We start from the raw sequence: 22448 nt of genomic DNA, 5'->3' as shown, positions 1-22448 counted from the left end.
AAGCCTTAAGTGTGAAAATTCAGCAATGGGCAGGGCGGGTTATTTACCCACCTTACCGATCAAATCCATCATTTTCAGTCTCTGGTCGGTAGACACTTTACGTGCTTCCAACTCGATGCCGCGGGCGTTCAGTTTATTGAACGCTTCGATATCTTTTTCGTCGACTGAAATGGCGTTATTGACCTGTGTTTTACCCTGGCGGAAAGCCATACCGCCGATGTTGACGGTGGTGATTTTCACACCCTGTTCAACGATACGTTCGACGTCAGTCGGGTTGGTGAACAGCAGCATCACGCGTTCGCCTGCGTACTGTGGGTTGTTGTAGACGCGAATCATTTTGGCAATATCAACCACGTGCGCGGTAACGCCCGGAGGAGCAACCTGCGTCAGCAGCGTTTTACGCACGGTGTCGGCGGCAACTTCGTCGCTGACCACGATAATGCGGGTGACGTTGGTTTCTTTAGTCCAGCGAGTCGCGACCTGGCCGTGGATCAGGCGGTCATCGATACGCGCAAGGCCAATCACCATGTAGTCGTTCGGGCCCATAGGTTTTGCCGGAACGTTCGCTTTTGGTGCCGCAGCAACGGCGGCCACAGGTGCCGCTTTCTCGACGGGTTTTGCCTTCAGCGCTTTCACGCCTTCACGACCGGTTTCCACCGCCAGTGCGACCAGTTCGTCGAAGCTTGGGTTGTCGTCACGCGCCATCAGCGTTTCGACCAGCATTGGGATGTTTACGCCGGCGATAACTTCATGATGCTCTTTATCGACGACAATGCGGCTTGCAGCGTTGAACGGGCTGCCGCCCCAGGTATCGACGAGAAACAGCACACCTTTACTGGTATCCAGTTTCGCCAGCTGCGCGTTGTATTTCTCGATAAGCGTCTCTGCATTCTCGCCTGGAACGAAATCGATCCAGCCGACGTTCTCCTGCTCGCCCAACAGCATTTCTGCCGTTTTCAGAAGTTGTTCTGCAGCCCAACCATGTGTGCCTATAACAATAGCAATCGTCACTTGCTACCTCCTTTATTATCGTTACGACAAAACCACTGCCGTTTGATGAACCGCTGGCTCTCACCGAATCGATTCAGATAGGGGTTAGAGATGAATGACTCATTACATCCGTGAATTATTTTAGATAGTGAAAAAATAATTAATGTGATGAAGATCCGTAATTTACTCATCCAAAATCAATAATTTTGAAGCGCAAAAAATCATCCTGTAAACCTATCGGATGAATGCAAAAAGACGTAAATATTTTTCCAGTTATCCATTCTGTCTGATATGTTTACGTTCCGTTTAAACATTCAGGAGTATAGGGCATAGCCCAAGTATGGACCGTCACCGACGTCAGTTTCCCCTCAGGCACACCGCTGCCACTTGTTCACCCCTTTTTTATCGCACCGAAATAGTCACGTCTGTTTTTGACAAGGCGATGACAGGTTTTGCCTGTAGCAGGAGTCATTCATGGAACTGTTAATGGATCCCTCAATCTGGGCGGGCCTGCTGACGCTGGTTGTCCTGGAGATTGTGCTCGGTATTGATAACCTGGTGTTCATCGCCATCCTTGCAGACAAGCTGCCGCCGAAGCAGCGTGATAAGGCTCGCCTTATCGGCCTGTCGCTGGCGCTGGTCATGCGCCTGGGTCTGCTGTCGGTTATTTCGTGGATGGTCACGCTGACGCAACCGCTGTTTACCGTCTGGGATTACTCGTTCTCAGGGCGTGATTTGATCATGCTGTTCGGTGGTATCTTCCTGCTGTTCAAAGCCACGACGGAGCTCCACGAAAGGCTGGAAAACCGCCAGCACGACGAAGGGCACGGCAAAGGCTATGCCAGCTTCTGGGTGGTTGTGGCACAGATTGTGGTGCTTGATGCGGTGTTCTCCCTCGACGCGGTGATTACCGCCGTCGGCATGGTGAACCATCTGCCGGTGATGATGGCCGCGGTAGTGATCGCGATGGCCGTGATGCTGCTGGCCTCGAAGCCGCTGACTAACTTCGTCAACCAGCACCCGACGGTGGTGGTACTCTGTCTGAGCTTCCTGCTGATGATTGGCCTGAGCCTCGTCGCGGAAGGTTTTGGCTTCCATATTCCGAAAGGCTACCTGTACGCCGCGATTGGCTTCTCGATTATCATCGAGCTGTTTAACCAGATTGCCCGTCGTAACTTTGTTAAGCATCAGTCGAACGTGCCGTTGCGCGCCCGTACTGCGGATGCGATCCTGCGCCTGATGGGCGGCCGTAAGCAAAGCGTGGTGCAGCATGACGCTGAAAACCCTGTGGCGGTGCCCGTGCCAGAAGGGGAGTTTGCGGATGAAGAACGTTACATGATTAACGGCGTACTGACGCTGGCCTCGCGCTCATTGCGCAGCATCATGACGCCACGCGGTGAGATTAGCTGGGTGGATGCGAACCTGAGCGTCGACGAAATTCGCCAGCAGCTGCTTTCCTCTCCACACAGCCTGTTCCCGGTCTGTCGTGGTGAACTGGATGAAATTATCGGTATCGTCCGCGCCAAGGAAATGCTGGTCGCGCTGGAAGCAGGTGAAGACGTGATTGCCATGGCGTCTGCTTCTCCGGCGATTGTGGTGCCGGAAACGCTTGACCCGATTAACCTGCTGGGCGTGCTGCGCCGTGCCCGTGGCAGCTTCGTGATCGTCACCGATGAGTTCGGCATGATTCAGGGGCTGGTTACGCCGCTGGACGTGCTGGAAGCCATCGCCGGTGAGTTCCCGGATGCCGACGAAACGCCTGAAATCGTCACCGACGGTGAAGGCTGGCTGGTGAAGGGCGGAACAGATTTACACGCGCTACAGCAAACTCTGGGGCTCGAAACGCTGCTCAGCACAGACGATGATATTGCCACCGTGGCAGGCTGGGTTATCTCCCACAACGGACATATTCCGCAGGTGGGTGATGTGCTGAATATGGCCCCGCTCGAGATAACGATTGTCGAAGCCAATAACTACCGGGTCGACCTGGTTCGGGTCGTGAAGCAACCTTCGCTTCACGACGAAGAAGAGGAGTAATCCTCAAAGTATAACGGGCAGCACATGCCCGCTATGCTCCTTCGGTGGGGGAGTTCCGCCTTGAAGCCAGCGCGGGAACTCCGCCAGCGGCATTGGTTTCGCATACAGATAACCCTGCAAAATAGAAACGCCGTGCTGACGCAGATAGTGTGCCTGCTGCGGCGTTTCCACCCCTTCCGCAACCAGTTCAATATTCAGCCTGTGACCCAGGGCGATGATAATGTCCGTCACCGTGGAGTTCACGGCATCTGTGCCAATGGCATTGGTGAAGGATTTGTCTATTTTAAGAATGTCCGGCCGCAGCTGTTCAAGCCAGGAGAGCGCACTGCTGCCGGTCCCGAAATCGTCGATTGCCAGCCGCACGCCTTTGCGGTGCAGTTCACGGACCAGCCGATAATCCACGCCCATAAGATTATCCCGTTCAGTTATCTCCAACACCAGCTGCTGTTTTGGCCGCGCGCTGAACCAGAACTGATTCACATCCCGCAGCAGTGCCCCCTGCAAAAAGTGGCTGGAGGCAACGTTGATGCTGATGTGAAACTGCGGATCTGCCGGGAAGTAGCCAATCTGGCGAATGGTTTCCACCAGCACATAGCGGGTCAGTGGCGCAATCAGGTTTTCACGTTCAGCCACAGGGATAAAGACATCAGGTGAGATCCAGCCCAGACGTGGGTTGTTCCAGCGCAGTAAAATCTCCACGCCGGTGCACTGCTGAGTGCGGGTATTCAGCTGTGGCTGGCAGTAAAGCTCAAATTCCCGCTGTGCCATGCCGTGAGTGATTTCGCGGTTAAAACTGACGCGACCGGCGGTGGCAAGCCACGCCACGGCACTCAACACCAGGGCTAAGATCACCGCCAGCGGTGCCTGAGAAGGTAGATCCTCCAGGGCAAGCATCGCCGCACCTGGCGTGGTGACGCTGATGCTGAAGGGGAAGAGTTCTGACTGACGGGTGAGCATTTCTTCCCCGTCGGCAAGCTGAATGCTGTCGCTGATGCCCTGTGATTCGCTGTAATAGCGGTTGCCGACGGAGACTACCACCCGACGAATGTCCGGCGTCTGAGGCTCCAGCAGCAGTGAGCTTAGCAAATGAATATTGATGGTCAGCATGACGCCGTCTTCACCGTCCTGCGAGGCGGGATACCACTGGATCAGAATAGGTGAGCCTTTCACCAGCGATTCATCCGTTGCCAGCAGCAGCTTAGGCTGTGGATCGGGTAACGTCGGCTGGCGGTCACGTAACACAACATCCCGGTTGCCAAATACGCTGGAGCAATAGAGCACGCCAGATTTGACGAGGGCAATGGATCGCAGCGTTTGCAGGGCGGCGGCCTGTTTGCGGATCGGTAAATGCACGTTTTCGCAGGGCTGGCCGACGAGGCTCACAAGCTCGTGGCGCTTCCCGGCGATAGGAATGAGAATTTTATCGAGGCTGTTCACCGCATGAATGGCGTAAGTCTCGAGACGATCCTGAATTAAGTCGCGCTGTGAAATAAATCGCAGACCAAAGGTCAGCAGCAAAACGAACAGCGCAACCATCAGGCAAACGATAATTCGCTTCCGGCGGTACGCCTTGATCAGATTCTGGGCTGTTTGCATGACTGACGCTCACTGGGCAACCGCCAACTTAATTGTTAGCGCCAACAGAGCAAGTGTAGTGCGCCACAGAGTAAAAAAGAGGGGAACGCAAAAAAATCGCCCATCTGTAGGAGATGGGCGATGAGGTATTAGTCACACTGTACTTTGATGGCCAGGCCGCCCCGCGATGTTTCGCGGTATTTGGCGTTCATATCTTTGCCGGTTTCATACATGGTTTCGATGACTTTATCGAGGGACACGCGTGGCTCGCTGGTGCGGCGTAATGCCATACGCGCGGCGTTGATCGCCTTCACGGAGGCGATGGCGTTACGTTCGATGCATGGCACCTGTACCTGTCCGGCGACCGGGTCGCAGGTTAGGCCCAGGTTGTGCTCCATACCGATTTCCGCCGCCACGCAAACCTGTTCCGGGCTTGCCCCCAACAGTTCTGCCAGACCGGCTGCCGCCATGGAGCAGGCCACGCCCACTTCACCCTGGCAGCCGACTTCCGCGCCAGAAATGGAGGCATTCATCTTGTACAGCGCGCCAATCGCCCCGGAGGCCAGGAAGTAGCGAATGTAGCTTTCCGGGGTGACGGGTTGGATAAAGTGATCGTAATAGGCCAGCACGGCCGGAACGATACCGCAGGCTCCGTTGGTCGGTGCCGTCACCACGCGGCCGCCGGCAGCGTTCTCTTCGTTCACCGCCAGCGCGAACATGTTGACCCAGTCGACCACGGTCATCGGATCGCTGTTGGTTTTGTCCTGGCTTACCAACATGCGGCGCAGCGCAGCAGCACGGCGCGGCACGCGCAGGGGACCAGGCAGAACGCCTTCGGTGTTCAGACCACGGTCGATACAGGCCTGCATGGTTTGCCACACGTCAGCAAAATAGTCTTCAATTTCTTTTTTGCTGTGCAGCGCCAGTTCGTTTTGCATCACCATGCCTGAAAGTGACAGGCCGGTTTCTTTGCAGTAGTCGAGCATCTCTTTGGCGGAATTGAACGGGTAAGGGACGGTGACGTCGCCGCTGGTGTCCTTGCCGAAATGCTCTTCGTCGACGATAAAGCCGCCGCCGATGGAATAGTAGGTTTTGCTGTAGATAACCTTATCGCCCGCGAAGGCGTGAATGGACATGCCGTTCTCATGCAGCGACAGGTTGTCACTGCGAAAACGCATGCCGTCGTCCTGCGGGAAGTCTACCTCTCGGCGACCATTGGCCAGCAGCAGACGACCGCGGGTTTCCACATCGCGAATAAACGCCGGGATGGCGTCGATGTCGACGGTGGCCGGCATGTTGCCTGCCAGACCCATAATAATGGCGATATCGGTATGGTGGCCTTTGCCGGTCAATGACAGTGAACCGTAAACGTCAACCGCCACGCGGGTCACGTCATCGATCATTCCCTTTTCGACCAGGTCATCGACGAACTGCTTTCCGGCCTTCATCGGGCCTACAGTATGGGAAGATGAGGGGCCAATCCCCACCTTGAACATGTCGAATAGACTAATCACTTTAACACTCCTGACAGGGTTACCGGAAAGCTCCGATAACGATGTAATAACTGCGCATAGTGTAAGAGGGAACCGGTAACGCAGCTTAACTATTCACATGAATTAAACTAATGCTTCACCCCGATTTTACTAATAAAGCGGGGTGGATCGCATAAGCCGTTATCCACAGTATAGCTAAGGTTTAACGCCTATTTGCAGCGCCAGTTCACGAATGATGCCGGCAGTCATGCCCCAGACAAAATAATGCTGATACCAGGAGAGCCACACGCGGTGCGAGTTACCGCGACGGTGGATGTCGAGCGGGTGATAGCGGCCAAGGCGCAGGGCCTCGGCCAGCGGCATTTCGAACACCGCAGAGACTTCATCGACGCTGGCGTGATAGTGCAAATCGGGTGGAATAATGCCGACGACGGGCGTCACCTGAAAACCCGTCACGCTGTCAACGGGCGGCAGTACGCCTAGAATTTCCACTGATTCAGGGGGGATCGCCACTTCTTCCTGGGCTTCACGCAGGGCGGCAGCAATCAGCGAGGCGTCACTGTCGTCGACTGCGCCTCCGGGGAAGGCTACCTGCCCGGCGTGTTTTCGCAGCTGCGACGAACGCTTGGTCAGCAGCAGGCCGGGAACGTCTCTGCGAACAATGGGGATCAGCACGGCGGCCCTGCGCTGATTTAACGCAGCCTTTGTGGGCTGCGGGCGCAGAAGCTGAAAGCGGGAGATGAAATCATCAAGGCTGAGTTCCGGGTGCGGCATCGGTTAGGGCTCCAGATGTTGCAAAATGCGATTCACTTTATCAAAGGTTTCCTGATATTCCGCCTGCTCGTCGCTGTCGGCCACGATACCTCCGCCCGCCGAGCAGACGATTTTGCCGTGGGTTGCCGTCAGCGTCCGGATGGTGATGCTGGTGTCCATGTTGCCGCACAGGCTGATATAGCCGATGCTGCCGCACCAGGCGTTACGGCGGTGTGGCTCCAGTTCGTCGATAATGCTCATCGCCTGCACCTTTGGCGCGCCGGTGATTGAACCGCCGGGAAAGGCCGCGCGCAGCAGGTCAGTGGCGTGCAGCGATGCCGGCAACTCGGCGGTAATCGTACTCACCAGATGATGGACCGCAGGGAAAGGTTCAACCACAAACAGTTCTGGCACACGCACGCTGCCGGGCACCGCCACGCGGCCAATGTCGTTCCGCATCAGATCGACGATCATCAGATTCTCGGCCCTGTCTTTCGGTGATATCCGCAGTTTTTCTGCCTGAGCGGCGTCGGCAATCGGGTCGCTCAGGCGTGGCAGGGTGCCTTTGATTGGGCGGGTCTGAATCTGCTGGCCTTCAAGTTGAATGAAACGCTCCGGGGAAAGACTCAGAATGGCGCTCTCTTCAAGACGAATAAAGGCGCTGAAGGGCGCGCGGTTGACCTGATTGAGCAGGCGGAACGCCTGCCACTCGTCACCGCTGTAGTGGGCTTCGAAACGCTGGGCGAGGTTGACCTGATAGCAGTCGCCGCTTTGCAGATACGCCTGCACCTGACGAAACTTCTCGCCATAGCTTTCGCGTGTCATATTGGAACGCCAGGCCGAAGTCAGCGTAAACGGTCCGGGGGCGGTGATTTGCTGCGCTTCAAGCCATGTCAGGCGTGCATGAGGATCGTCATGGCTAAGCAGCGACACGGCCTGGCGCTGGTGGTCAACAATCAGCGCCCAGCGATAAATCCCGACGGCCATATCCGGTACATCAACGTCGGCCCGCGCACGTTCAGGCAATGATTCGAAACGCCGACCCAGATCGTAGCCGAACAGGCCGAGCGCACCGCCCTGGAAGGGGAGATTGGGATGTGAGGCAGCCGGTAATTCGCAGGCCGCCAGCGTTTGCTTTAATAACGCAAGCGGATCGGCTGTCGATTCTGTTGTTTCATCCTTGCGGGTAATCCGTGTGAGTGCCCCGCGCGTTTCCAGGGTTACAACCGGGTCGGCGACCAGTATGTCAAAACGATTGTGCGCGTGTTCGGCAAAACCGGAGTGCAGCAGCATCGCCCAGGGCTGAGCGGAAAGGGGAGTGAAATAGTGTTCGGCGGCGTCGGCGCGCCAGGGCAGCGAAATCACAGCAGGGGACAACATCGACCTCAATCCATCTGACGCCGCCCGCTGGCTAATGCGCAGGCGGCATGAAATAATAAGCGCCCACAATGTAGCAGGAGTTCACCATGTTTGCAGGATTACCTTCACTGAGCCACGACCAGCAGCAGAAAGCGGTCGAACGTATCCAGGAGTTAATGTCTCAGGGAATGAGTAGCGGGCAGGCGATTGCGTTAGTGGCCGAAGAGCTGCGGGCCAACCACACCGGCGAGCGGATAGTGGCGCGTTTTGAGGACGAAGACGAGTAACAGATGACCGTCAGGCCTGATGCCCTCATCTCAACCCTCTCCCACAGGGAGAGGGCGCAAACATAAAACCCTTTTGCGAGAAAAGGGTTGCGGCTTATACCGCCGCGATAATCTTAATCTCAACTTTATACTGCGGCTTCATCAGCCCGGCCTGCACGGTGCAGCGCACTGGCGCATGACCGGCAACCACCCACGCATCCCAGGCTTTATTCATCGCGGCGAAATCGGCTTTATCAGCCAGGAAAATCGTGGCATCCAGAATGCGTGATTTATCGCTGCCCTGTTTTTCCAGAATCGCATCAATCTGCGCCAGGGTATTCGCGGTTTGCTCGCACGCATCGGCGTCGAGATTAGACGGCACGCCGGTGTAATAGATTGTCTGGTTGTTGATCACCACATCAGACCAGCGGGCTTCGGCATCAATTCGAACGATTGTCATCTTTTTATCCTCTTTAAAATCCTTTCAGCGCCCGCAAGAGTGCCACAATGTCGGCGGCACGTCATCCGCCAGACTGGCACAACTCGTCCCGCGCTGACATAATCACTGTCCAGATTTACAGGGGGCAGTGTGACGGACGATTTTGCAACAGACGGGCAGTTAGCCAAAGCGATACCCGGATTCAAGCCGCGTGAACCGCAGCGACAGATGGCGCAGGCGGTGGCAAAAGCCATCAAAGAAACGCGTCCGCTGGTGGTGGAGGCGGGTACCGGTACGGGCAAAACCTACGCTTACCTGGCCCCTGCGCTGCGTGCAAAGAAAAAGGTCATTATTTCCACTGGCTCAAAAGCGTTGCAGGATCAGCTCTACAGCCGCGACCTGCCGACCGTCGCAAAAGCCCTGAAATATACCGGCAGGCTGGCGCTGCTGAAAGGTCGCTCCAACTACCTGTGCCTTGAGCGTCTTGAACAGCAGGCCATTGCCGGGGGCGATCTCCCCGTTCAAACGCTGAGTGATGTCATCATTCTCAGAAGCTGGGCGAACCAGACCGAAGATGGCGACATCAGCACCTGCGTGAGCGTCGCCGAAGATTCCCACGCCTGGCCGCTGGTCACCAGCACCAACGACAACTGCCTCGGCAGTGACTGCCCACTGTACAAAGACTGCTTCGTGGTGAAAGCCCGAAAAAAGGCGATGGATGCCGACGTGGTGGTGGTCAACCATCACCTGTTCCTCGCCGATATGGTGGTGAAAGAGGGCGGTTTTGGCGAACTGATCCCCGAAGCGGAAGTGATGATTTTCGATGAAGCCCATCAGTTGCCCGATATCGCCAGCCAGTATTTCGGCCAGTCGCTCTCCAGCCGTCAGTTGCTCGACATGGCGAGGGACATCACCATCGCCTACCGCACCGAACTGAAAGACACCCAGCAGCTGCAAAAGTGCGCCGATCGTCTGGCTCAGGCAACGCAGGATTTCCGCCTACAGCTCGGCGAACCGGGCTACCGTGGCAACCTGCGTGAACTGCTGGCAGACAACGGCATTCAGCGCGCGCTGCTGCTGCTCGACGATGCGCTGGAGCTTTGCTATGACGTGGCGAAGCTCTCACTCGGCCGCTCGGCATTGCTCGACGCTGCCTTTGAACGTGCCACGCTGTACCGCGCCCGCCTCAAGCGCCTGAAAGAAATTAACCAGCCAGGCTTCAGCTACTGGTATGAATGCACGTCGCGGCATTTCACCCTCGCGCTGACGCCGCTGACTGTCGCCGATAAATTCAAAGAGGTAATGGCGCAGAAGGAGGGCAGTTGGATTTTCACCTCGGCGACCCTGTCGGTGAACGACGACCTGCACCATTTCACCGCCCGTCTCGGGATTGATGAAGCGGAGTCGCTGCTGCTGCCAAGCCCGTTCGATTACGCCAAACAGGCGCTGCTCTGCGTGCCGCGAAACCTGCCGCTGCCCAATCAACCCGGCGGCGCAAAACAGCTGGCGAATATGCTGCGCCCGATGATAGAGGCCAACAACGGCCGCTGTTTTATGCTCTGCACCTCGCACGCAATGATGCGCGACCTTGCCGAACAGTTCCGCGCCATTCTCGATCTCCCGGTGCTGTTACAAGGGGAAACCAGCAAAGGTCAACTGTTGCAGCAGTTTGTCCGCGCGGGCAACGCCCTGCTGGTGGCGACCAGCAGCTTCTGGGAAGGGGTGGACGTGCGAGGCGATGCGCTCTCACTGGTTATCATCGATAAACTGCCGTTCACGTCACCTGAAGACCCGCTGCTGAAGGCGCGGATGGAAGACTGCCGCCTGCGGGGAGGCGATCCGTTTGACGAGGTGCAGCTTCCGGATGCGGTCATTACGCTCAAGCAGGGCGTCGGGCGTCTTATCCGTGACGTTGATGACCGTGGCGTGCTGGTTATCTGCGATAACCGTTTGGTGATGCGACCTTACGGCGCGGTGTTCTTATCCAGCCTGCCGCCCACGCCGCGTACCCGTGATATCAGCCGGGCCGTGCGTTTTCTTGCGGGGCTCTCGGTGGGGTAATTTGTGCCGAACTGTGGTAAGATGCGCGCCATTTTGTTGACCCGCTATTGCGAGAGCGCGACGTCCTATGCGAATTCTGGCTATTGATACCGCCACAGAAGCCTGTTCTGCGGCTTTGTGGAATGACGGTGCCACCACGGCTCACTTCGAGCTATGTCCCCGCGAACACACCCAACGTATTCTGCCGCTGGTGCAGGATATTCTTACCGAAACGGCTACAGATCTGACTGAACTCAACGCGCTGGCGTTTGGCCGTGGGCCGGGCAGCTTTACCGGCGTGCGCATCGGCATTGGCATCGCGCAAGGCCTGGCGCTGGGCGCGAATCTGCCAATGATTGGCGTGTCTACGCTGGCAACCATGGCGCAGGGTGCCTTCCGCAAAACTGGCGCAACGCGCGTGCTGGCCGCCATTGATGCCCGCATGGGCGAAGTGTACTGGGCAGAATATCAGCGTGATGAGCAGGGTATCTGGCACGGCGAAGAGACGGAAGCGGTGCTGAAACCTGAAGCCGTTAACGACCGCTTGAAGCAGCTCGAGGGCGAGTGGGCGACAGTGGGGACAGGCTGGCAGGCGTGGCCGGATATGGCGAAAGACACGTCGGTCGCGCTGGCAAATGGTGATACGCTTCTGCCGGAGGCTGAGGACATGCTGCCGCTGGCCTGCCAACTGTTTGCTGCACAGAAAACGGTTGCCGTTGAAAACGCCGAACCGGTTTATTTACGCAATACCGTAGCGTGGAAGAAACTTCCCGGCCGGGAATGAATCTTAGTGTCATAAGCACTGAGAAATAAAGGAGTCTCATCATGGCAAGTCGCAAACAGGTCGTACGTGGGGTACTGGCTGGACTGGTCATTGCCGCACTTAGCGGATGCGTGTCGGTACCGGATGAAATCAAGGGTACCAGCCCAACGCCACAGCAGGATCTGGCCCGCGTAATGGCTGCCCCGCAGCTGTACGTCGGTCAGGAAGCCCGCTTCGGCGGCAAGGTGGTCAATGTCAAAAATGAGACGGGCAAAACCCGTCTGGAAATTGCGACCGTGCCGCTTGATGAAGGCGCTCGCCCGGGCCTCGGTACGCCATCGCGTGGCCGTATCTATGCGGACGTAAACGGCTTCCTCGATCCGGTTGATTTCCGCAATCAGCTGGTGACCGTCGTCGGGCCCATTACCGGCACCGCGAAGGGTAAGATTGGCGACACCGAATACACTTATATGGTGATGCAGGCGAACGGCTATAAGCGCTGGCGCGTCACGCAGCAGGTGGTGATGCCACCGCAGCCGATTGACCCATACTGGGGCGGCGGCTGTTATCACCATCGCTGTGGTTACGGCTATGGCGGCGTGGGCTGGGGCTGGTATAACCCGGGCCCGGCGCAGGTGCAGACTATCGTCACCGAGTAACATATTATTTTTAAAGTAGTATGAGACAGCGGCTTGTCCGCTGTTTCTTTTTGTAGGAATGGACTCCCGTTCATAAGAAAAATAAATAGTGACGCGCTTCGCAACCTTAAATCCGATTAATTAATAAACTGGTACGATAAGTTAATATGTTGTTAACGGCTTGTTTATTAACAGGGGTTGTGATGACGACGAATTCTCATTTCAGAGGTGATGCATTGAAAAAGGTTTGGCTTAACCGTTATCCCGCCGATGTACCGGCGGAGATCGATCCTGACCGCTATCAATCCCTGGTAGATTTGTTTGAACAGGCGTCGACCCGCTTCGCCGACCAGCCTGCGTTTGTGAACATGGGCGAAGTGATGACCTTCCGCAAGCTCGAAGAGCGCAGCCGCGCATTCGCCGCTTATCTTCAGGAAGGTCTGGGGCTGAAAAAGGGTGACCGGGTCGCGCTGATGATGCCGAACCTGCTGCAATACCCCGTGGCGCTTTTCGGTATCCTGCGAGCCGGAATGATTGTGGTAAACGTGAACCCACTTTACACCCCGCGCGAACTCGAGCATCAGCTCAACGACAGCGGTGCCAGCGCCATTGTGATTGTCTCCAACTTTGCCCACACCCTTGAGAAAGTGGTTGAAAAGACCCAGGTGCGGCACGTGATCCTGACCCGCATGGGCGATCAGCTCTCCACGGCGAAAGGCACCCTGGTTAACTTTGTGGTCAAATACGTTAAGCGCCTGGTGCCAAAATATCATCTGCCGGATGCCATCTCCTTCCGCCGCGCGCTGCAGCAGGGCTACCGGATGCAGTACATCAAGCCTGAAGTGGTCACTGAGGATCTGGCGTTCCTGCAATATACCGGCGGTACTACCGGCGTAGCGAAGGGCGCGATGCTGACCCATCGCAACATGCTGGCGAACCTCGCGCAGGTTCATGCCACTTACGGGCCGCTGTTCCGTCCCGGCAAAGAGCTGGTGGTTACCGCGTTGCCGCTGTACCACATTTTTGCGCTCACCATGAACTGCCTGCTGTTTATTGAGCTTGGCGGGCAGAACCTGCTCATTACCAACCCGCGCGATATTCCAGGCCTGGTGAAAGAGCTGGCGAAATACCCGTTCACCGCCATGACCGGCGTGAACACGCTGTTCAACGCGCTACTGAATAATAAAGAATTTCAGCAGCTCGATTTCTCCACGCTGCGCCTCTCTGCGGGCGGCGGCATGCCGGTTCAGCACGCGGTGGCGGAGCGCTGGGTGAAGCTAACCGGTCGCTATCTGCTGGAAGGTTACGGCCTGACGGAGTGCGCGCCGCTGGTGAGCGTCAACCCGCATGATATCGACTACCACAGCGGCAGCATTGGCCTGCCGGTGCCGTCCACCGAAGTGAAGCTGGTGGACGACGACGACAACGAAGTGCCGCCGGGCGAACCGGGTGAGCTGTGCGTTAAAGGTCCGCAGGTCATGCTGGGCTACTGGCAGCGTCCCGATGCGACTGACGAAATCATCAAAGATGGCTGGCTGCATACCGGTGATATCGCGGTAATGGATGAAGAGGGCTTTCTGAAGATTGTCGATCGTAAAAAGGACATGATTCTGGTCTCCGGCTTTAACGTCTATCCAAATGAAATCGAAGATGTGGTCATGCAGCATCCTGGCGTCCAGGAAGTGGCCGCTGTTGGCGTTCCGTCCGGCAGCAGCGGTGAGGCGGTGAAAATCTTCGTGGTGAAGAAAGACCCGGCGCTGACCGATGAGGCGCTGATCACCTTCTGCCGCCGCCAACTGACCGGATACAAAGTGCCGAAGATGGTGGAGTTCCGCGACGAACTGCCAAAATCGAACGTCGGAAAGATTTTGCGACGAGAACTGCGTGACGAAGCGCGCGCTAAAGTGGACAATAAAGCCTGAACTACGCGTGAGTCGCCTTCAGACGCCGGTTAAGCCGGCGTTTTTTATGGGCGCAAACCATAGAGAATACAGATTGAATTATCAGATGATCACTGAGGACGCTGCGCTGAAGGCCGCCTGTGACGAGGCCCGCAACGTACCCGCCATTGCGCTGGACACCGAATTTGTCCGCACCCGTACCTATTACCCGCAGCTGGGCCTGATCCAGATGTTTGACGGCCAGACGGTGGTGCTGATTGACCCGCTGACGATTAATGACTGGCGGCCGTTCAAAGCGTTGATGAGTGACAAAAATGTCACTAAATATTTGCACGCCGGCAGTGAAGATCTGGAAGTGTTCCTGAATGCTTTCGGTGAATTACCGGAGCCGCTCATCGATACCCAGATTCTGGCGGCGTTCAGTGGTCGCCCAATGTCCTGGGGCTTTGCGGCGATGGTGGAGGAGTACACCGGCATTGCCCTCGACAAAAGCGAATCCCGCACCGACTGGCTGGCCCGCCCTTTGACTGAGCGCCAGTGCGACTATGCGGCGGCGGACGTCTGGTACCTGCTGCCCATCGCAATAAAACTGCTGGCGGAAACAGACACCAGCGGCTGGCTGCCTGCGGCGCTCGACGAATGTCGCCTGATGCAGCAGCGCCGTCAGGAAGTGGTTGATCCGGCTGAGGCCTGGCGCGATATCACCAACGCCTGGCAGCTGCGTACGCGCCAGCTGGCGTGCCTGAAACTGTTGGCCGACTGGCGTCTGCGTAAAGCCCGCGAGCGGAACATGGCGGTTAATTTCGTGGTGCGCGAGGAGCATTTGTGGAGCGTGGCGCGCTATATGCCAGGCAGCATGGGCGAACTCGACAGTCTTGGACTCTCAGGTAGCGAAATTCGCTTCCACGGCAAAACGCTGCTGAGCCTGGTGGAAAAAGCCAAAGCCCTGCCGGAAGAGGCGCTGCCTGAACCTCTGCTGAACCTCATGGACATGCCGGGCTACCGCACGCTGTTCAAAGAGATTAAAGCGCTGGTGCAGGACGTCAGCAAAGAGAAGGGCGTGAGTGCGGAACTGCTGGCTTCCCGTCGTCAGATTAACCAGCTGCTGAACTGGCACTGGAAGCTGAAGCCGCAAAACGGTCTGCCGGAGCTTGTGGCGGGCTGGCGTGGCGAATTGATGGCCGATCGCCTGAATGCTCTGCTGGCGAATTATCCGAGGTAAACAGCAAAATCCCTCTTTCAGAGGGGTTTTACCGTCTGCTCTCTCTCCTTGTGGGGGAGAGCCGGGGTAAGTGTATCAGACCGCATTGCACCAATAAAAAACCCCGGAATTCCGGGGTTTATCACATCAGGACTTCGATTCTTCCGCTTCGGGAAGCGTCACGTTGAGCTCAAGAATCGATATATCCCCGTCTTTTTGCTCCAGCTGCACGGTCACCATTTCCGGGTCAATCTGAATGTACTTGCAGATCACTTCCAGAATGTCTTTACGCAGCTGCGGCAGGTAGTGTGGCTCTGCGTCACTGCGGCGGCGTTCCGCGACGATAATCTGTAAACGTTCTTTCGCGATGTTGGCGGTGTTCTTTTTTCGTGAGAGAAAAAAGTCGAGTAATGCCATAACTTATCCTCCGAACAGGCGTTTGAGGAAACCTTTCTTCTCTTCTTCTATGAAGCGGAAAGGACGTTCTTCTCCCAGCAGACGATCAACCGTGTCGGCGTAGGCTTTGCCCGCGTCGGCTTCGGCATCGAGAATCACCGGTTCACCCTGGTTAGAGGCGCGAAGGACTGACTGATCTTCCGGGATCACGCCAACCAGTTTAATGCGCAGAATTTCCAGCACGTCTTCCATGCTCAGCATGTCGCCTTTGCTGACGCGACCCGGGTTATAGCGGGTGAGCAGAAGATGTTCTTTGATCGGGTCTTCGCCTTTCTCAGCGCGGCGCGATTTGGAGGCCAGAATGCCGAGGATGCGGTCCGAGTCACGCACGGAAGAGACTTCCGGGTTGGTGGTGATCACGGCTTCATCGGCGAAGTAGAGCGCCATCAGCGCACCTGTTTCAATGCCTGCCGGGGAGTCGCAGACAATGAAGTCGAACTCCATCTTCTTCAACTCTTCCAGCACTTTTTCCACGCCTTCGTAGGTCAGCGCGTCTTTGTCGCGGGTCTGAGAAGCCGGGAGAATATAGAGATTTTCAGTGCGTTTATCTTTAATCAGCGCCTGGTTCAGCGTGGCATCGCCCTGAATCACGTTCACGAAATCGTAAACCACGCGGCGTTCACAGCCCATGATCAGATCGAGGTTACGCAGGCCGATGTCAAAGTCGATGACGACAGTCTTTTTTCCCTTCTGGGCCAAACCAGTAGCGATGGCCGCGCTGGAGGTGGTCTTGCCGACGCCCCCTTTACCCGAAGTCACAACAATAATGCGTGCCATAAAAATTCCTTGTTAAAAGGGATCAGTTTAACGGTTCAATTGTCAAAGCCGCTTCGTCCAGACGCAGACGAACCGCTTTGCCATAATAGTCGGCGGTGATGTTCTCACTCAGCCAGTATTCCCCTGCGATAGACACCAGTTCTGCCGCAAGATGAGTACAAAATATTTGTGCTTCTCTGTCACCGCTGGCACCTGCCAGCGCGCGCCCACGCATCATGCCGTAAATGTGAATGTTGCCGTCGGCGATAAGTTCTGCGCCCGCACTCACGTGACTGGTGACAATCAGATCACAGTTTGGCGCATAAATGCGCTGACCGGAACGAACCGGGGTATCAATCAATCGCGTTTTTGTGACGGGAGTTGCAATTGGTGCAGGAGCAGTGGCCTCAACGGGCACCGGACGAGCGACTTTTTCTTTCCCTTCAGTGAGTAAGGGAATACCGGCCCGATCGATTTCAGCCTTCAGTTGCGGATTTTTACAACCGCTGACGCCCATAATGCGTAAGCCCGTTGCAGAGATCGCCTGCTGCAGCGGTTTCCACTGAGTCACCTCAGCCAGGCTGCTGATGTTGACCACCACCGGTGCGTGTTTGAGAAAAGCGGGAGCCTGGGCGATTTTGTCTTCTAACGCCTGACGAATAACCTCGGGTTTTGCCTCGTGCAAATGAACCACTGATAACGTGAAGCTACTGCCTTTAAGTTCGATGGGCGTGTTTGACATCCTGGCCTTACTCAATTTTCAATTTATCCACCGCAGGGCTGCGGTAATATTCCGAAGACTACAGGGCATGTTATAGTCACTAATATAGAGTGGCAAGTCGCCACGGTCCAATTCAGAGTAAAAGTCATGTTTTGTGTGATCTACAAAAGTAATAAGCGCGACCAGACCTACTTATATGTCGAAAAAAAAGACGATTTCTCCCGCGTACCGCAGGAATTAATGCAAGGATTTGGTCAGCCCCAGCTTGCCATGATTCTGCCCCTGGACGGGCGTAAAACATTAGCCAATGCCGATCTGGAAAAAGTAAAAAAGGCCTTAACTGAACAAGGCTATTATTTGCAGCTGCCGCCTCCGCCGGAAAATTTACTCAAGCAACATCTCCAGGCGAGCGGAAAACAATAACGCAACGACAGGAGCAGGCATGTATCAACATCATCACTGGCAGGGCGCGCTACTGGATTACCCGGTCAGTAAAGTGGTTTGTGTAGGGAGCAATTACGCCAAACATATTCAGGAAATGGGCAGCGCCACGCCGGAAGAGCCAGTGCTGTTTATCAAACCTGAAACGGCGCTGTGCGATATTCGTCAGCCGCTGGTGCTGCCGGAAGGTCTGGGCTCGGTGCACCATGAAGTTGAACTGGCGGTGCTCATTGGCGGCACGCTGCGCCAGGCATCAGAAGATCACGTGCGCAAAGCGATTGCTGGCTACGGCGTGGCATTAGATCTCACGCTGCGCGATTTGCAGGGCAAGATGAAGAAAGCGGGTCAGCCGTGGGAGAAAGCCAAAGGCTTCGATAATTCCTGCCCCATCTCCGGTTTTATTCCGGCAGGCGATTTTCAGGGCGATCCGCAAAACACCTCCCTCAGCCTGAAAATCAACGGCGAAGTACGCCAGCAGGGCAGCACCTCAGACATGATCCACAAGATTGTGCCACTGATTGCCTATATGAGCCGCTTCTTCACCCTGAAAAGCGGGGATGTCATCCTCACTGGCACGCCGGAAGGCGTCGGCCCGCTGGCAAGCGGCGATGAGCTGGAAGTCAGCGTCAACGGCCATTCGCTCTCCACCCGCGTACTGTAAGCATCTTTTGCCGCCGCAGTCGGGCGGCAAAACTTGCATCCGCATGCCAGACTGGTTATAAGGTGCCCCTGGTTTTTAATGGCGGATTTTTTTATGAGCGACACACCCTTCTGGCAGAGCAAAACGCTCGAGCAAATGACCGACGCCGAGTGGGAATCGCTGTGCGACGGCTGCGGCCAGTGCTGCCTGCATAAGCTGATGGATGAAGACAGCGACGAAATCTACTTCACCAACGTTGCCTGTCGTCAGCTGAATATCAAAACCTGCCAGTGCCGAAACTACGAACGCCGTTTCGAATACGAGCCAGACTGCATCAAGCTGACCCGCGATAATCTCCCGACCTTCGAATGGCTGCCGCACACCTGTGCCTACCGTTTGCTGGCAGAAGGTAAGCCGCTGCCGACGTGGCACCCGCTGCTGACGGGTTCAAAGGTGGCCATGCACGGCGAGCGTATTTCCGTGCGCCATATTGCGGTGAAAGAGTCTGACGTGGTGGACTGGGAAGATCACATCATGAATCATCCTGGCCGCGGCTGATGCCCGCCAGGATGCTGAAGAAGCCAGCGTACTGAACGGTGGCTTTTTTGTATCAGAAGAGGACCGAGTAGTTCAGGCCAAATGTTCTGCCACGGCCTTTGTACGTATACAGGCCAGGCGCGCCGTAAGTCGGGCTGTAAAGTCCCGGTGCACGCTGCCCCCAGACGGTGGTGTACTCCTCATCCAACAGGTTTTCGACGCTGAAGCTGACTTTCCCCACCGGCAGGGTATAGCTGCCGAGGAAATCGACGGTGTTGTAGCCATCAATTTTTTTGCCGTCTGAATCAGACAGGTCAAACGTTTGTGTGCTCTGCACGCGCAAACCCCAGTCGCCCGGAGCCCAGTTCACCCAGGCGCTGACTTTTGATGGACTGGCGCTGTCTACGGTCAGCTTCTCCCACTTGCCGTTCTCACGGGTTTCCGACTTGATGGCGTTAAAGTTAGAGCCGAGACTCCAGTCACTGGCGCTGAAGTAGTAATCCACCTGACCTTCGACGCCATAAATCCGACGCTGATCGTCGTCGAGCGTAATGGTCATGTCGGTTTTATTGATGTTGATGGTTTTATCGGACAGCGAGTAATAGGCTGCAATCTGCGTGCGCAGGCTGTCGCCGGTGAAGCGCCACCCCAGCTCGTAGGCATTAACCTTTATGCCGTCGAGCTTCGAGTCGTTCACGTTCACGCTGTTGTTCAGCTGGTAATGCCCGTTTGCCAGCGTGTAGCTACCGGAGCCGTAATACTTGGCGAGATCGGGAATTTCAAAGCCCTGGGAGAAGTTAAACCACAGCTGCTGACGGTCGGTCAGATGGCCCAGAATGCCTGCGTTGAACAGCAGATTGTTGTAGTCGGTTTTACCGCCGGGCACTGCGTCGGCAGATGTCGCTTTGCCCGTGGCGATGGCCTGCTGCTGGGCGTAACCAACAAAATCATCCACCTTATTTTCGGTGTACTGATAGCGCACGCCGCCGCTCAGGGTAATGGCGCTGATGTCGTAGCTTGCCTGCATGAAGGGGGCGAGGTTGGTGATGCTGTATCCCGGATAGCGCCCGACGTTATAGTCGTTGTCCAGCGTCATCCCGCCGCTGGCGGCGGCTTTGCTTAAATCGAAGAACTGCTGGTTGGCGTTGAAGGTTTCATGATCGACGTCAACGCCCCAGGTCAGATTGAGATCATCCAGCGGTTTGCTGTTCAGCGTCAGCTTGCCGCCGTAAAAATCGGTTTTCTGTTGCGAGGCACCGATGCTGGTCACCGTGCCTTTGCTAAGCGTCGGGAACGGGTAGAAGGTCAGGCTTTCGTCGCGGTAGTAAATCTGCGCCACTAAATCCTGTCCCCAGACGTCGGTATTAGAATATTGCAGGTTGATCAGATGACGTTCGGTACCGGGCAGACGATCGGAATCGAGGTTGTCTTTGTTGTACGCCCGGCCATCGCCGGTCACCGCCGAAAAGTTCTCGCCAAGGAACAGGCCGTGTTTGCCGTCGGACTGACTTTTAAAATACTGCGTGGTCAGCTGGAGCTGCTGATGGTCGTCGATGTTCAGCGTGCCGGTGCCCATCACGTCGATACGATCGGAATACTGTAACCCGGTCTGAGTGTTATCAATAATCACCTCATCGCCGTTGCCGTCGTACCAGCCGCCGAAGCGCTGATACGCCACGGAGAGGCGCCCGGACGCATTGTCATTGCCGCCGCTGACGGAAGCCGCCACGTTTTCGTCGTGATCGTTATGGCTGTTGAAGCCGCTTTTCGCCCCGGTCTGGAACTCGACTTCGGTTTCCGGCTGACCTTTTTTGGTGACGATATTGATGAGCCCGCCGGTGCTGCCGCCGCCGTAGAGGGACGTGGCGCCGGAGATAACCTCGATGCGTGAGATGTTGAAGGGATCGATGGAGTCGAGCTGGCGGCTGTCGCTGCGGGAGGAGTTAAGGCGCACGCCGTCCACCATTACCATCATCGAGCGGCCACGCATGTTCATGCCGTAGTTGGTGCGTCCCTGGCTGCTGACGTCCATGCCCGGGATCAGCTGCGCCAGCACCTCTTTCAGCTCCTTACCGCCCTGAACCTGCTGTTCAATTTCCTGTTGTTCAATGACCCAGGTGGTTTGTGCCATATCGGCGACGGTGTGGTTGGCGCGGCTGGCGGAAACCACCAGCGTTTCTTCTTGTTTGTCTTCGGCCGCAGCGCCAGCGGAAAGCATGGCGAGCAGGCAGGGGTGAAGTACCCAGAGCGTGGAGCGTTTCATAATCTGCAGAGTCCCAAATAGAAAATAACAGTGAAAAAAGTGTGACAATATTGATAATAATTATCGTTATGATATTCATTCTGTTTACTACGGCAACACTTTTTGACATATTTGTTTTCATTATCTCCCTGATTTACCCACACTTTGTGCCGGTATCTGCCTGCAGGCCGGTTACGCTGCGTTCACACAGGAGCCTCAGATGGCCGCTGGCTACCGTATTTTTAACGTCATTCTTACCCACCGCATCCAGGTTTCTCCCTCGCTGTTACGCTGCGTTTTCACGGGTCCAGACGTGGCGCAGATGAAACATGAATCCCCGGACCAGCGCATAAAACTGCTGTTTGACGAAGAGGGCGGGAAGGCAACCAGAATGGCGGTCAGCGACAGCTGGTATCAGGATTACCTGGCGCTGCCGAAGGCCGAGCGTCCGGTGATGCGGACCTATACGCTGCGGGCGTTACGCAGGGAACAGCTCGAGGTTGATGTTGAATTTGTGCTGCACGGCGACGGCGGACCAGCATCGCGCTGGGCCACGCATGCCAGACCGGGTGACGTACTTCAGATGGTGGCACCCAATGCGGAATCGCCTGAAGACAGCGGCGGCTACGAGTGGCTGGACAGCGACAGCGTACGTCAGGCGCTGCTGATTGCCGATGAAACGGCGTTGCCTGCGGCTATCGGCATTCTTGAACAGCTGGCAAAGAAAGCTGAGCCGCCGCGGGTGCAGGCGTTTTTCTCGGTGCCGCTGGCGGCGGACGTGCAACCCCAGGCGTTTCCGTTTGCGGCGATCCACTGGCTACCGCGCGAGCGCAATGAGGACTTACTCAATGGGGTCAGGCAATACGTACAGATCCCGGAATATGCTTTAGCCCACGAACAATCGACGCAGGAGCAAAGCCTGAGTGACACGCTGCTTTGGGAAAGAGCCACGGAGGCGAAAGGCTTTCAGGCGTGGGTTGCGGGGGAGTCCAGAGTGGTGAAGTCGCTGCGCCGAGAGCTGATTGAGGTGCAGGATTTGAACCGCGACTGCGTGAGTTTTATGGCCTACTGGTCTCAGGGCAAGGCATAAAAAGAGCAAACATTAAAAAAGGCAACCGAAGTTGCCTTTTTGCAATCGGGAGCAGTGCGGTCTGATCCCCTCACCCCGACCCTCTCCCAAAGGAGAGGGAGCAAACACTA

At 56.2% G+C, this 22448-nt stretch carries 21 protein-coding genes; 11 read left to right on the top strand and 10 right to left on the bottom strand.

The genetic code is table 11. The annotated features are described in order from the left end of the window. Positions 1-39: 39 nt before the first annotated feature. The gene (manX, locus tag CRO87_RS15220; protein ID WP_097163787.1) at positions 40-1011 is read right to left on the bottom strand and encodes a PTS mannose transporter subunit IIAB; all 972 of its coding nucleotides are present in this window, start codon (positions 1009-1011) and stop codon (positions 40-42) included. A gap of 453 nt (positions 1012-1464) precedes the next feature. Between manX and yoaE the strand changes: the two genes are divergently transcribed. Next, positions 1465-3027, top strand: a complete 1563-nt coding sequence (gene yoaE / locus CRO87_RS15215; protein ID WP_097163786.1) for a CNNM family cation transport protein YoaE — start codon at positions 1465-1467, stop codon at positions 3025-3027. A gap of 3 nt (positions 3028-3030) precedes the next feature. Here the strand turns inward: yoaE and CRO87_RS15210 are convergent, their stop codons facing one another. The 4 genes from CRO87_RS15210 to pabB all read right to left on the bottom strand — a co-directional run bounded on the left by CRO87_RS15210 (position 3031) and on the right by pabB (position 8228). Next, positions 3031-4623 (bottom strand): EAL domain-containing protein, encoded by a 1593-nt coding sequence (locus CRO87_RS15210; RefSeq protein WP_097163785.1) that lies wholly within the window; start codon positions 4621-4623, stop codon positions 3031-3033. Positions 4624-4751: 128 nt separating this feature from the next. Beyond that, positions 4752-6116 carry an L-serine ammonia-lyase gene (gene sdaA / locus CRO87_RS15205; protein ID WP_097163784.1) on the bottom strand — a complete coding sequence of 455 codons (1365 nt, stop codon included), beginning with the start codon at positions 6114-6116 and terminating at the stop codon, positions 4752-4754. 174 nt (positions 6117-6290) lie between these two features. Then, complete coding sequence (locus CRO87_RS15200) at positions 6291-6869, bottom strand: CoA pyrophosphatase (RefSeq protein WP_097163783.1); 579 nt, start codon at positions 6867-6869, stop codon at positions 6291-6293. A gap of 3 nt (positions 6870-6872) precedes the next feature. After that, entirely contained in the window at positions 6873-8228 is a 1356-nt protein-coding gene (gene pabB, locus CRO87_RS15195; protein WP_097163782.1) for an aminodeoxychorismate synthase component 1, read from the bottom strand. Positions 8229-8314: 86 nt separating this feature from the next. Between pabB and CRO87_RS15190 the strand changes: the two genes are divergently transcribed. Next, on the top strand, positions 8315-8494 hold the full coding sequence (locus CRO87_RS15190) for a YoaH family protein (RefSeq protein WP_097163781.1): 180 nt from the start codon (positions 8315-8317) through the stop codon (positions 8492-8494). 94 nt (positions 8495-8588) lie between these two features. Here the strand turns inward: CRO87_RS15190 and CRO87_RS15185 are convergent, their stop codons facing one another. Next, positions 8589-8933 carry a RidA family protein gene (locus CRO87_RS15185; protein ID WP_097163780.1) on the bottom strand — a complete coding sequence of 115 codons (345 nt, stop codon included), beginning with the start codon at positions 8931-8933 and terminating at the stop codon, positions 8589-8591. A 129-nt stretch (positions 8934-9062) separates the two neighbouring features. On the opposite strand from CRO87_RS15185, the gene CRO87_RS15180 reads away from it, so the two are divergent. From CRO87_RS15180 to rnd, 5 genes are all read left to right on the top strand, one after another. Further along, entirely contained in the window at positions 9063-10973 is a 1911-nt protein-coding gene (locus CRO87_RS15180) for an ATP-dependent DNA helicase (protein ID WP_097163779.1), read from the top strand. Between the two features lie 67 nt (positions 10974-11040). Beyond that, a complete protein-coding gene (gene tsaB / locus CRO87_RS15175) occupies positions 11041-11736 on the top strand; it encodes a tRNA (adenosine(37)-N6)-threonylcarbamoyltransferase complex dimerization subunit type 1 TsaB (RefSeq protein ID WP_097163778.1) in 696 nt (231 codons plus the stop codon). 41 nt (positions 11737-11777) lie between these two features. Then, positions 11778-12374, top strand: coding sequence for a Slp family lipoprotein (locus tag CRO87_RS15170; protein WP_097163777.1), 597 nt, complete (start codon positions 11778-11780; stop codon positions 12372-12374). A 215-nt stretch (positions 12375-12589) separates the two neighbouring features. Beyond that, positions 12590-14275 (top strand): long-chain-fatty-acid--CoA ligase FadD, encoded by a 1686-nt coding sequence (fadD, locus tag CRO87_RS15160; RefSeq protein ID WP_141398709.1) that lies wholly within the window; start codon positions 12590-12592, stop codon positions 14273-14275. 73 nt (positions 14276-14348) lie between these two features. Beyond that, positions 14349-15476, top strand: coding sequence for a ribonuclease D (gene rnd / locus CRO87_RS15155; RefSeq protein ID WP_097163776.1), 1128 nt, complete (start codon positions 14349-14351; stop codon positions 15474-15476). A 126-nt stretch (positions 15477-15602) separates the two neighbouring features. Here the strand turns inward: rnd and minE are convergent, their stop codons facing one another. The 3 genes from minE to minC are packed head-to-tail and all read right to left on the bottom strand — an operon-like array spanning position 15603 to position 17409. Continuing rightward, positions 15603-15872: a cell division topological specificity factor MinE gene (minE, locus tag CRO87_RS15150; RefSeq protein WP_097163775.1), complete on the bottom strand. Its 270-nt coding sequence runs from the start codon at positions 15870-15872 to the stop codon at positions 15603-15605. A gap of 3 nt (positions 15873-15875) precedes the next feature. Beyond that, on the bottom strand, positions 15876-16688 hold the full coding sequence (minD, locus tag CRO87_RS15145) for a septum site-determining protein MinD (RefSeq protein ID WP_097163774.1): 813 nt from the start codon (positions 16686-16688) through the stop codon (positions 15876-15878). Positions 16689-16710: 22 nt separating this feature from the next. Next, the gene (gene minC / locus CRO87_RS15140) at positions 16711-17409 is read right to left on the bottom strand and encodes a septum site-determining protein MinC (protein ID WP_097163773.1); all 699 of its coding nucleotides are present in this window, start codon (positions 17407-17409) and stop codon (positions 16711-16713) included. Between the two features lie 126 nt (positions 17410-17535). Here minC and CRO87_RS15135 point away from each other — a divergent pair, with 126 nt between their 5' ends. The 3 genes from CRO87_RS15135 (at position 17536) to CRO87_RS15125 (ending at position 19027) form a co-directional block, all read left to right on the top strand. Further along, positions 17536-17811, top strand: a complete 276-nt coding sequence (locus tag CRO87_RS15135) for a YcgL domain-containing protein (RefSeq protein WP_097163772.1) — start codon at positions 17536-17538, stop codon at positions 17809-17811. A 19-nt stretch (positions 17812-17830) separates the two neighbouring features. After that, positions 17831-18490 carry a fumarylacetoacetate hydrolase family protein gene (locus tag CRO87_RS15130; RefSeq protein ID WP_097163771.1) on the top strand — a complete coding sequence of 220 codons (660 nt, stop codon included), beginning with the start codon at positions 17831-17833 and terminating at the stop codon, positions 18488-18490. 93 nt (positions 18491-18583) lie between these two features. Further along, complete coding sequence (locus tag CRO87_RS15125; protein ID WP_097163891.1) at positions 18584-19027, top strand: YcgN family cysteine cluster protein; 444 nt, start codon at positions 18584-18586, stop codon at positions 19025-19027. A 52-nt stretch (positions 19028-19079) separates the two neighbouring features. On the opposite strand, the gene CRO87_RS15120 is transcribed toward CRO87_RS15125, so the two are convergent. Next, on the bottom strand, positions 19080-21269 hold the full coding sequence (locus tag CRO87_RS15120; protein ID WP_097163770.1) for a TonB-dependent siderophore receptor: 2190 nt from the start codon (positions 21267-21269) through the stop codon (positions 19080-19082). 199 nt (positions 21270-21468) lie between these two features. Between CRO87_RS15120 and CRO87_RS15115 the strand changes: the two genes are divergently transcribed. Then, complete coding sequence (locus tag CRO87_RS15115; RefSeq protein WP_097163769.1) at positions 21469-22338, top strand: siderophore-interacting protein; 870 nt, start codon at positions 21469-21471, stop codon at positions 22336-22338. The last annotated feature ends 110 nt before the right edge of the window (positions 22339-22448 follow it).

The organism is Enterobacter sp. CC120223-11, from assembly GCF_900215375.1.
Lineage (GTDB): Bacteria > Pseudomonadota > Gammaproteobacteria > Enterobacterales > Enterobacteriaceae > Scandinavium.
Note: the sequence above shows the minus strand (reverse complement) of the source record. Positions and strands in the feature narration are given on the sequence as shown.

Bases quoted from the DNA above. Each gene is read 5' to 3' on its own strand.
- yoaE (WP_097163786.1), top strand. From the start codon at position 1,465: ATGGAACTGTTAATGGATCCCTCAATCTGGGCGGGCCTGCTGACGCTG.
- CRO87_RS15210 (WP_097163785.1), bottom strand. From the start codon at position 4,623: ATGCAAACAGCCCAGAATCTGATCAAGGCGTACCGCCGGAAGCGAATT.
- CRO87_RS15200 (WP_097163783.1), bottom strand. From the start codon at position 6,869: ATGCCGCACCCGGAACTCAGCCTTGATGATTTCATCTCCCGCTTTCAG.
- pabB (WP_097163782.1), bottom strand. From the start codon at position 8,228: ATGTTGTCCCCTGCTGTGATTTCGCTGCCCTGGCGCGCCGACGCCGCC.
- CRO87_RS15190 (WP_097163781.1), top strand. From the start codon at position 8,315: ATGTTTGCAGGATTACCTTCACTGAGCCACGACCAGCAGCAGAAAGCG.
- CRO87_RS15185 (WP_097163780.1), bottom strand. From the start codon at position 8,933: ATGACAATCGTTCGAATTGATGCCGAAGCCCGCTGGTCTGATGTGGTG.
- tsaB (WP_097163778.1), top strand. From the start codon at position 11,041: ATGCGAATTCTGGCTATTGATACCGCCACAGAAGCCTGTTCTGCGGCT.
- CRO87_RS15170 (WP_097163777.1), top strand. From the start codon at position 11,778: ATGGCAAGTCGCAAACAGGTCGTACGTGGGGTACTGGCTGGACTGGTC.
- minE (WP_097163775.1), bottom strand. From the start codon at position 15,872: ATGGCATTACTCGACTTTTTTCTCTCACGAAAAAAGAACACCGCCAAC.
- minD (WP_097163774.1), bottom strand. From the start codon at position 16,688: ATGGCACGCATTATTGTTGTGACTTCGGGTAAAGGGGGCGTCGGCAAG.
- minC (WP_097163773.1), bottom strand. From the start codon at position 17,409: ATGTCAAACACGCCCATCGAACTTAAAGGCAGTAGCTTCACGTTATCA.
- CRO87_RS15135 (WP_097163772.1), top strand. From the start codon at position 17,536: ATGTTTTGTGTGATCTACAAAAGTAATAAGCGCGACCAGACCTACTTA.
- CRO87_RS15130 (WP_097163771.1), top strand. From the start codon at position 17,831: ATGTATCAACATCATCACTGGCAGGGCGCGCTACTGGATTACCCGGTC.
- CRO87_RS15125 (WP_097163891.1), top strand. From the start codon at position 18,584: ATGAGCGACACACCCTTCTGGCAGAGCAAAACGCTCGAGCAAATGACC.
- CRO87_RS15120 (WP_097163770.1), bottom strand. From the start codon at position 21,269: ATGAAACGCTCCACGCTCTGGGTACTTCACCCCTGCCTGCTCGCCATG.
- CRO87_RS15115 (WP_097163769.1), top strand. From the start codon at position 21,469: ATGGCCGCTGGCTACCGTATTTTTAACGTCATTCTTACCCACCGCATC.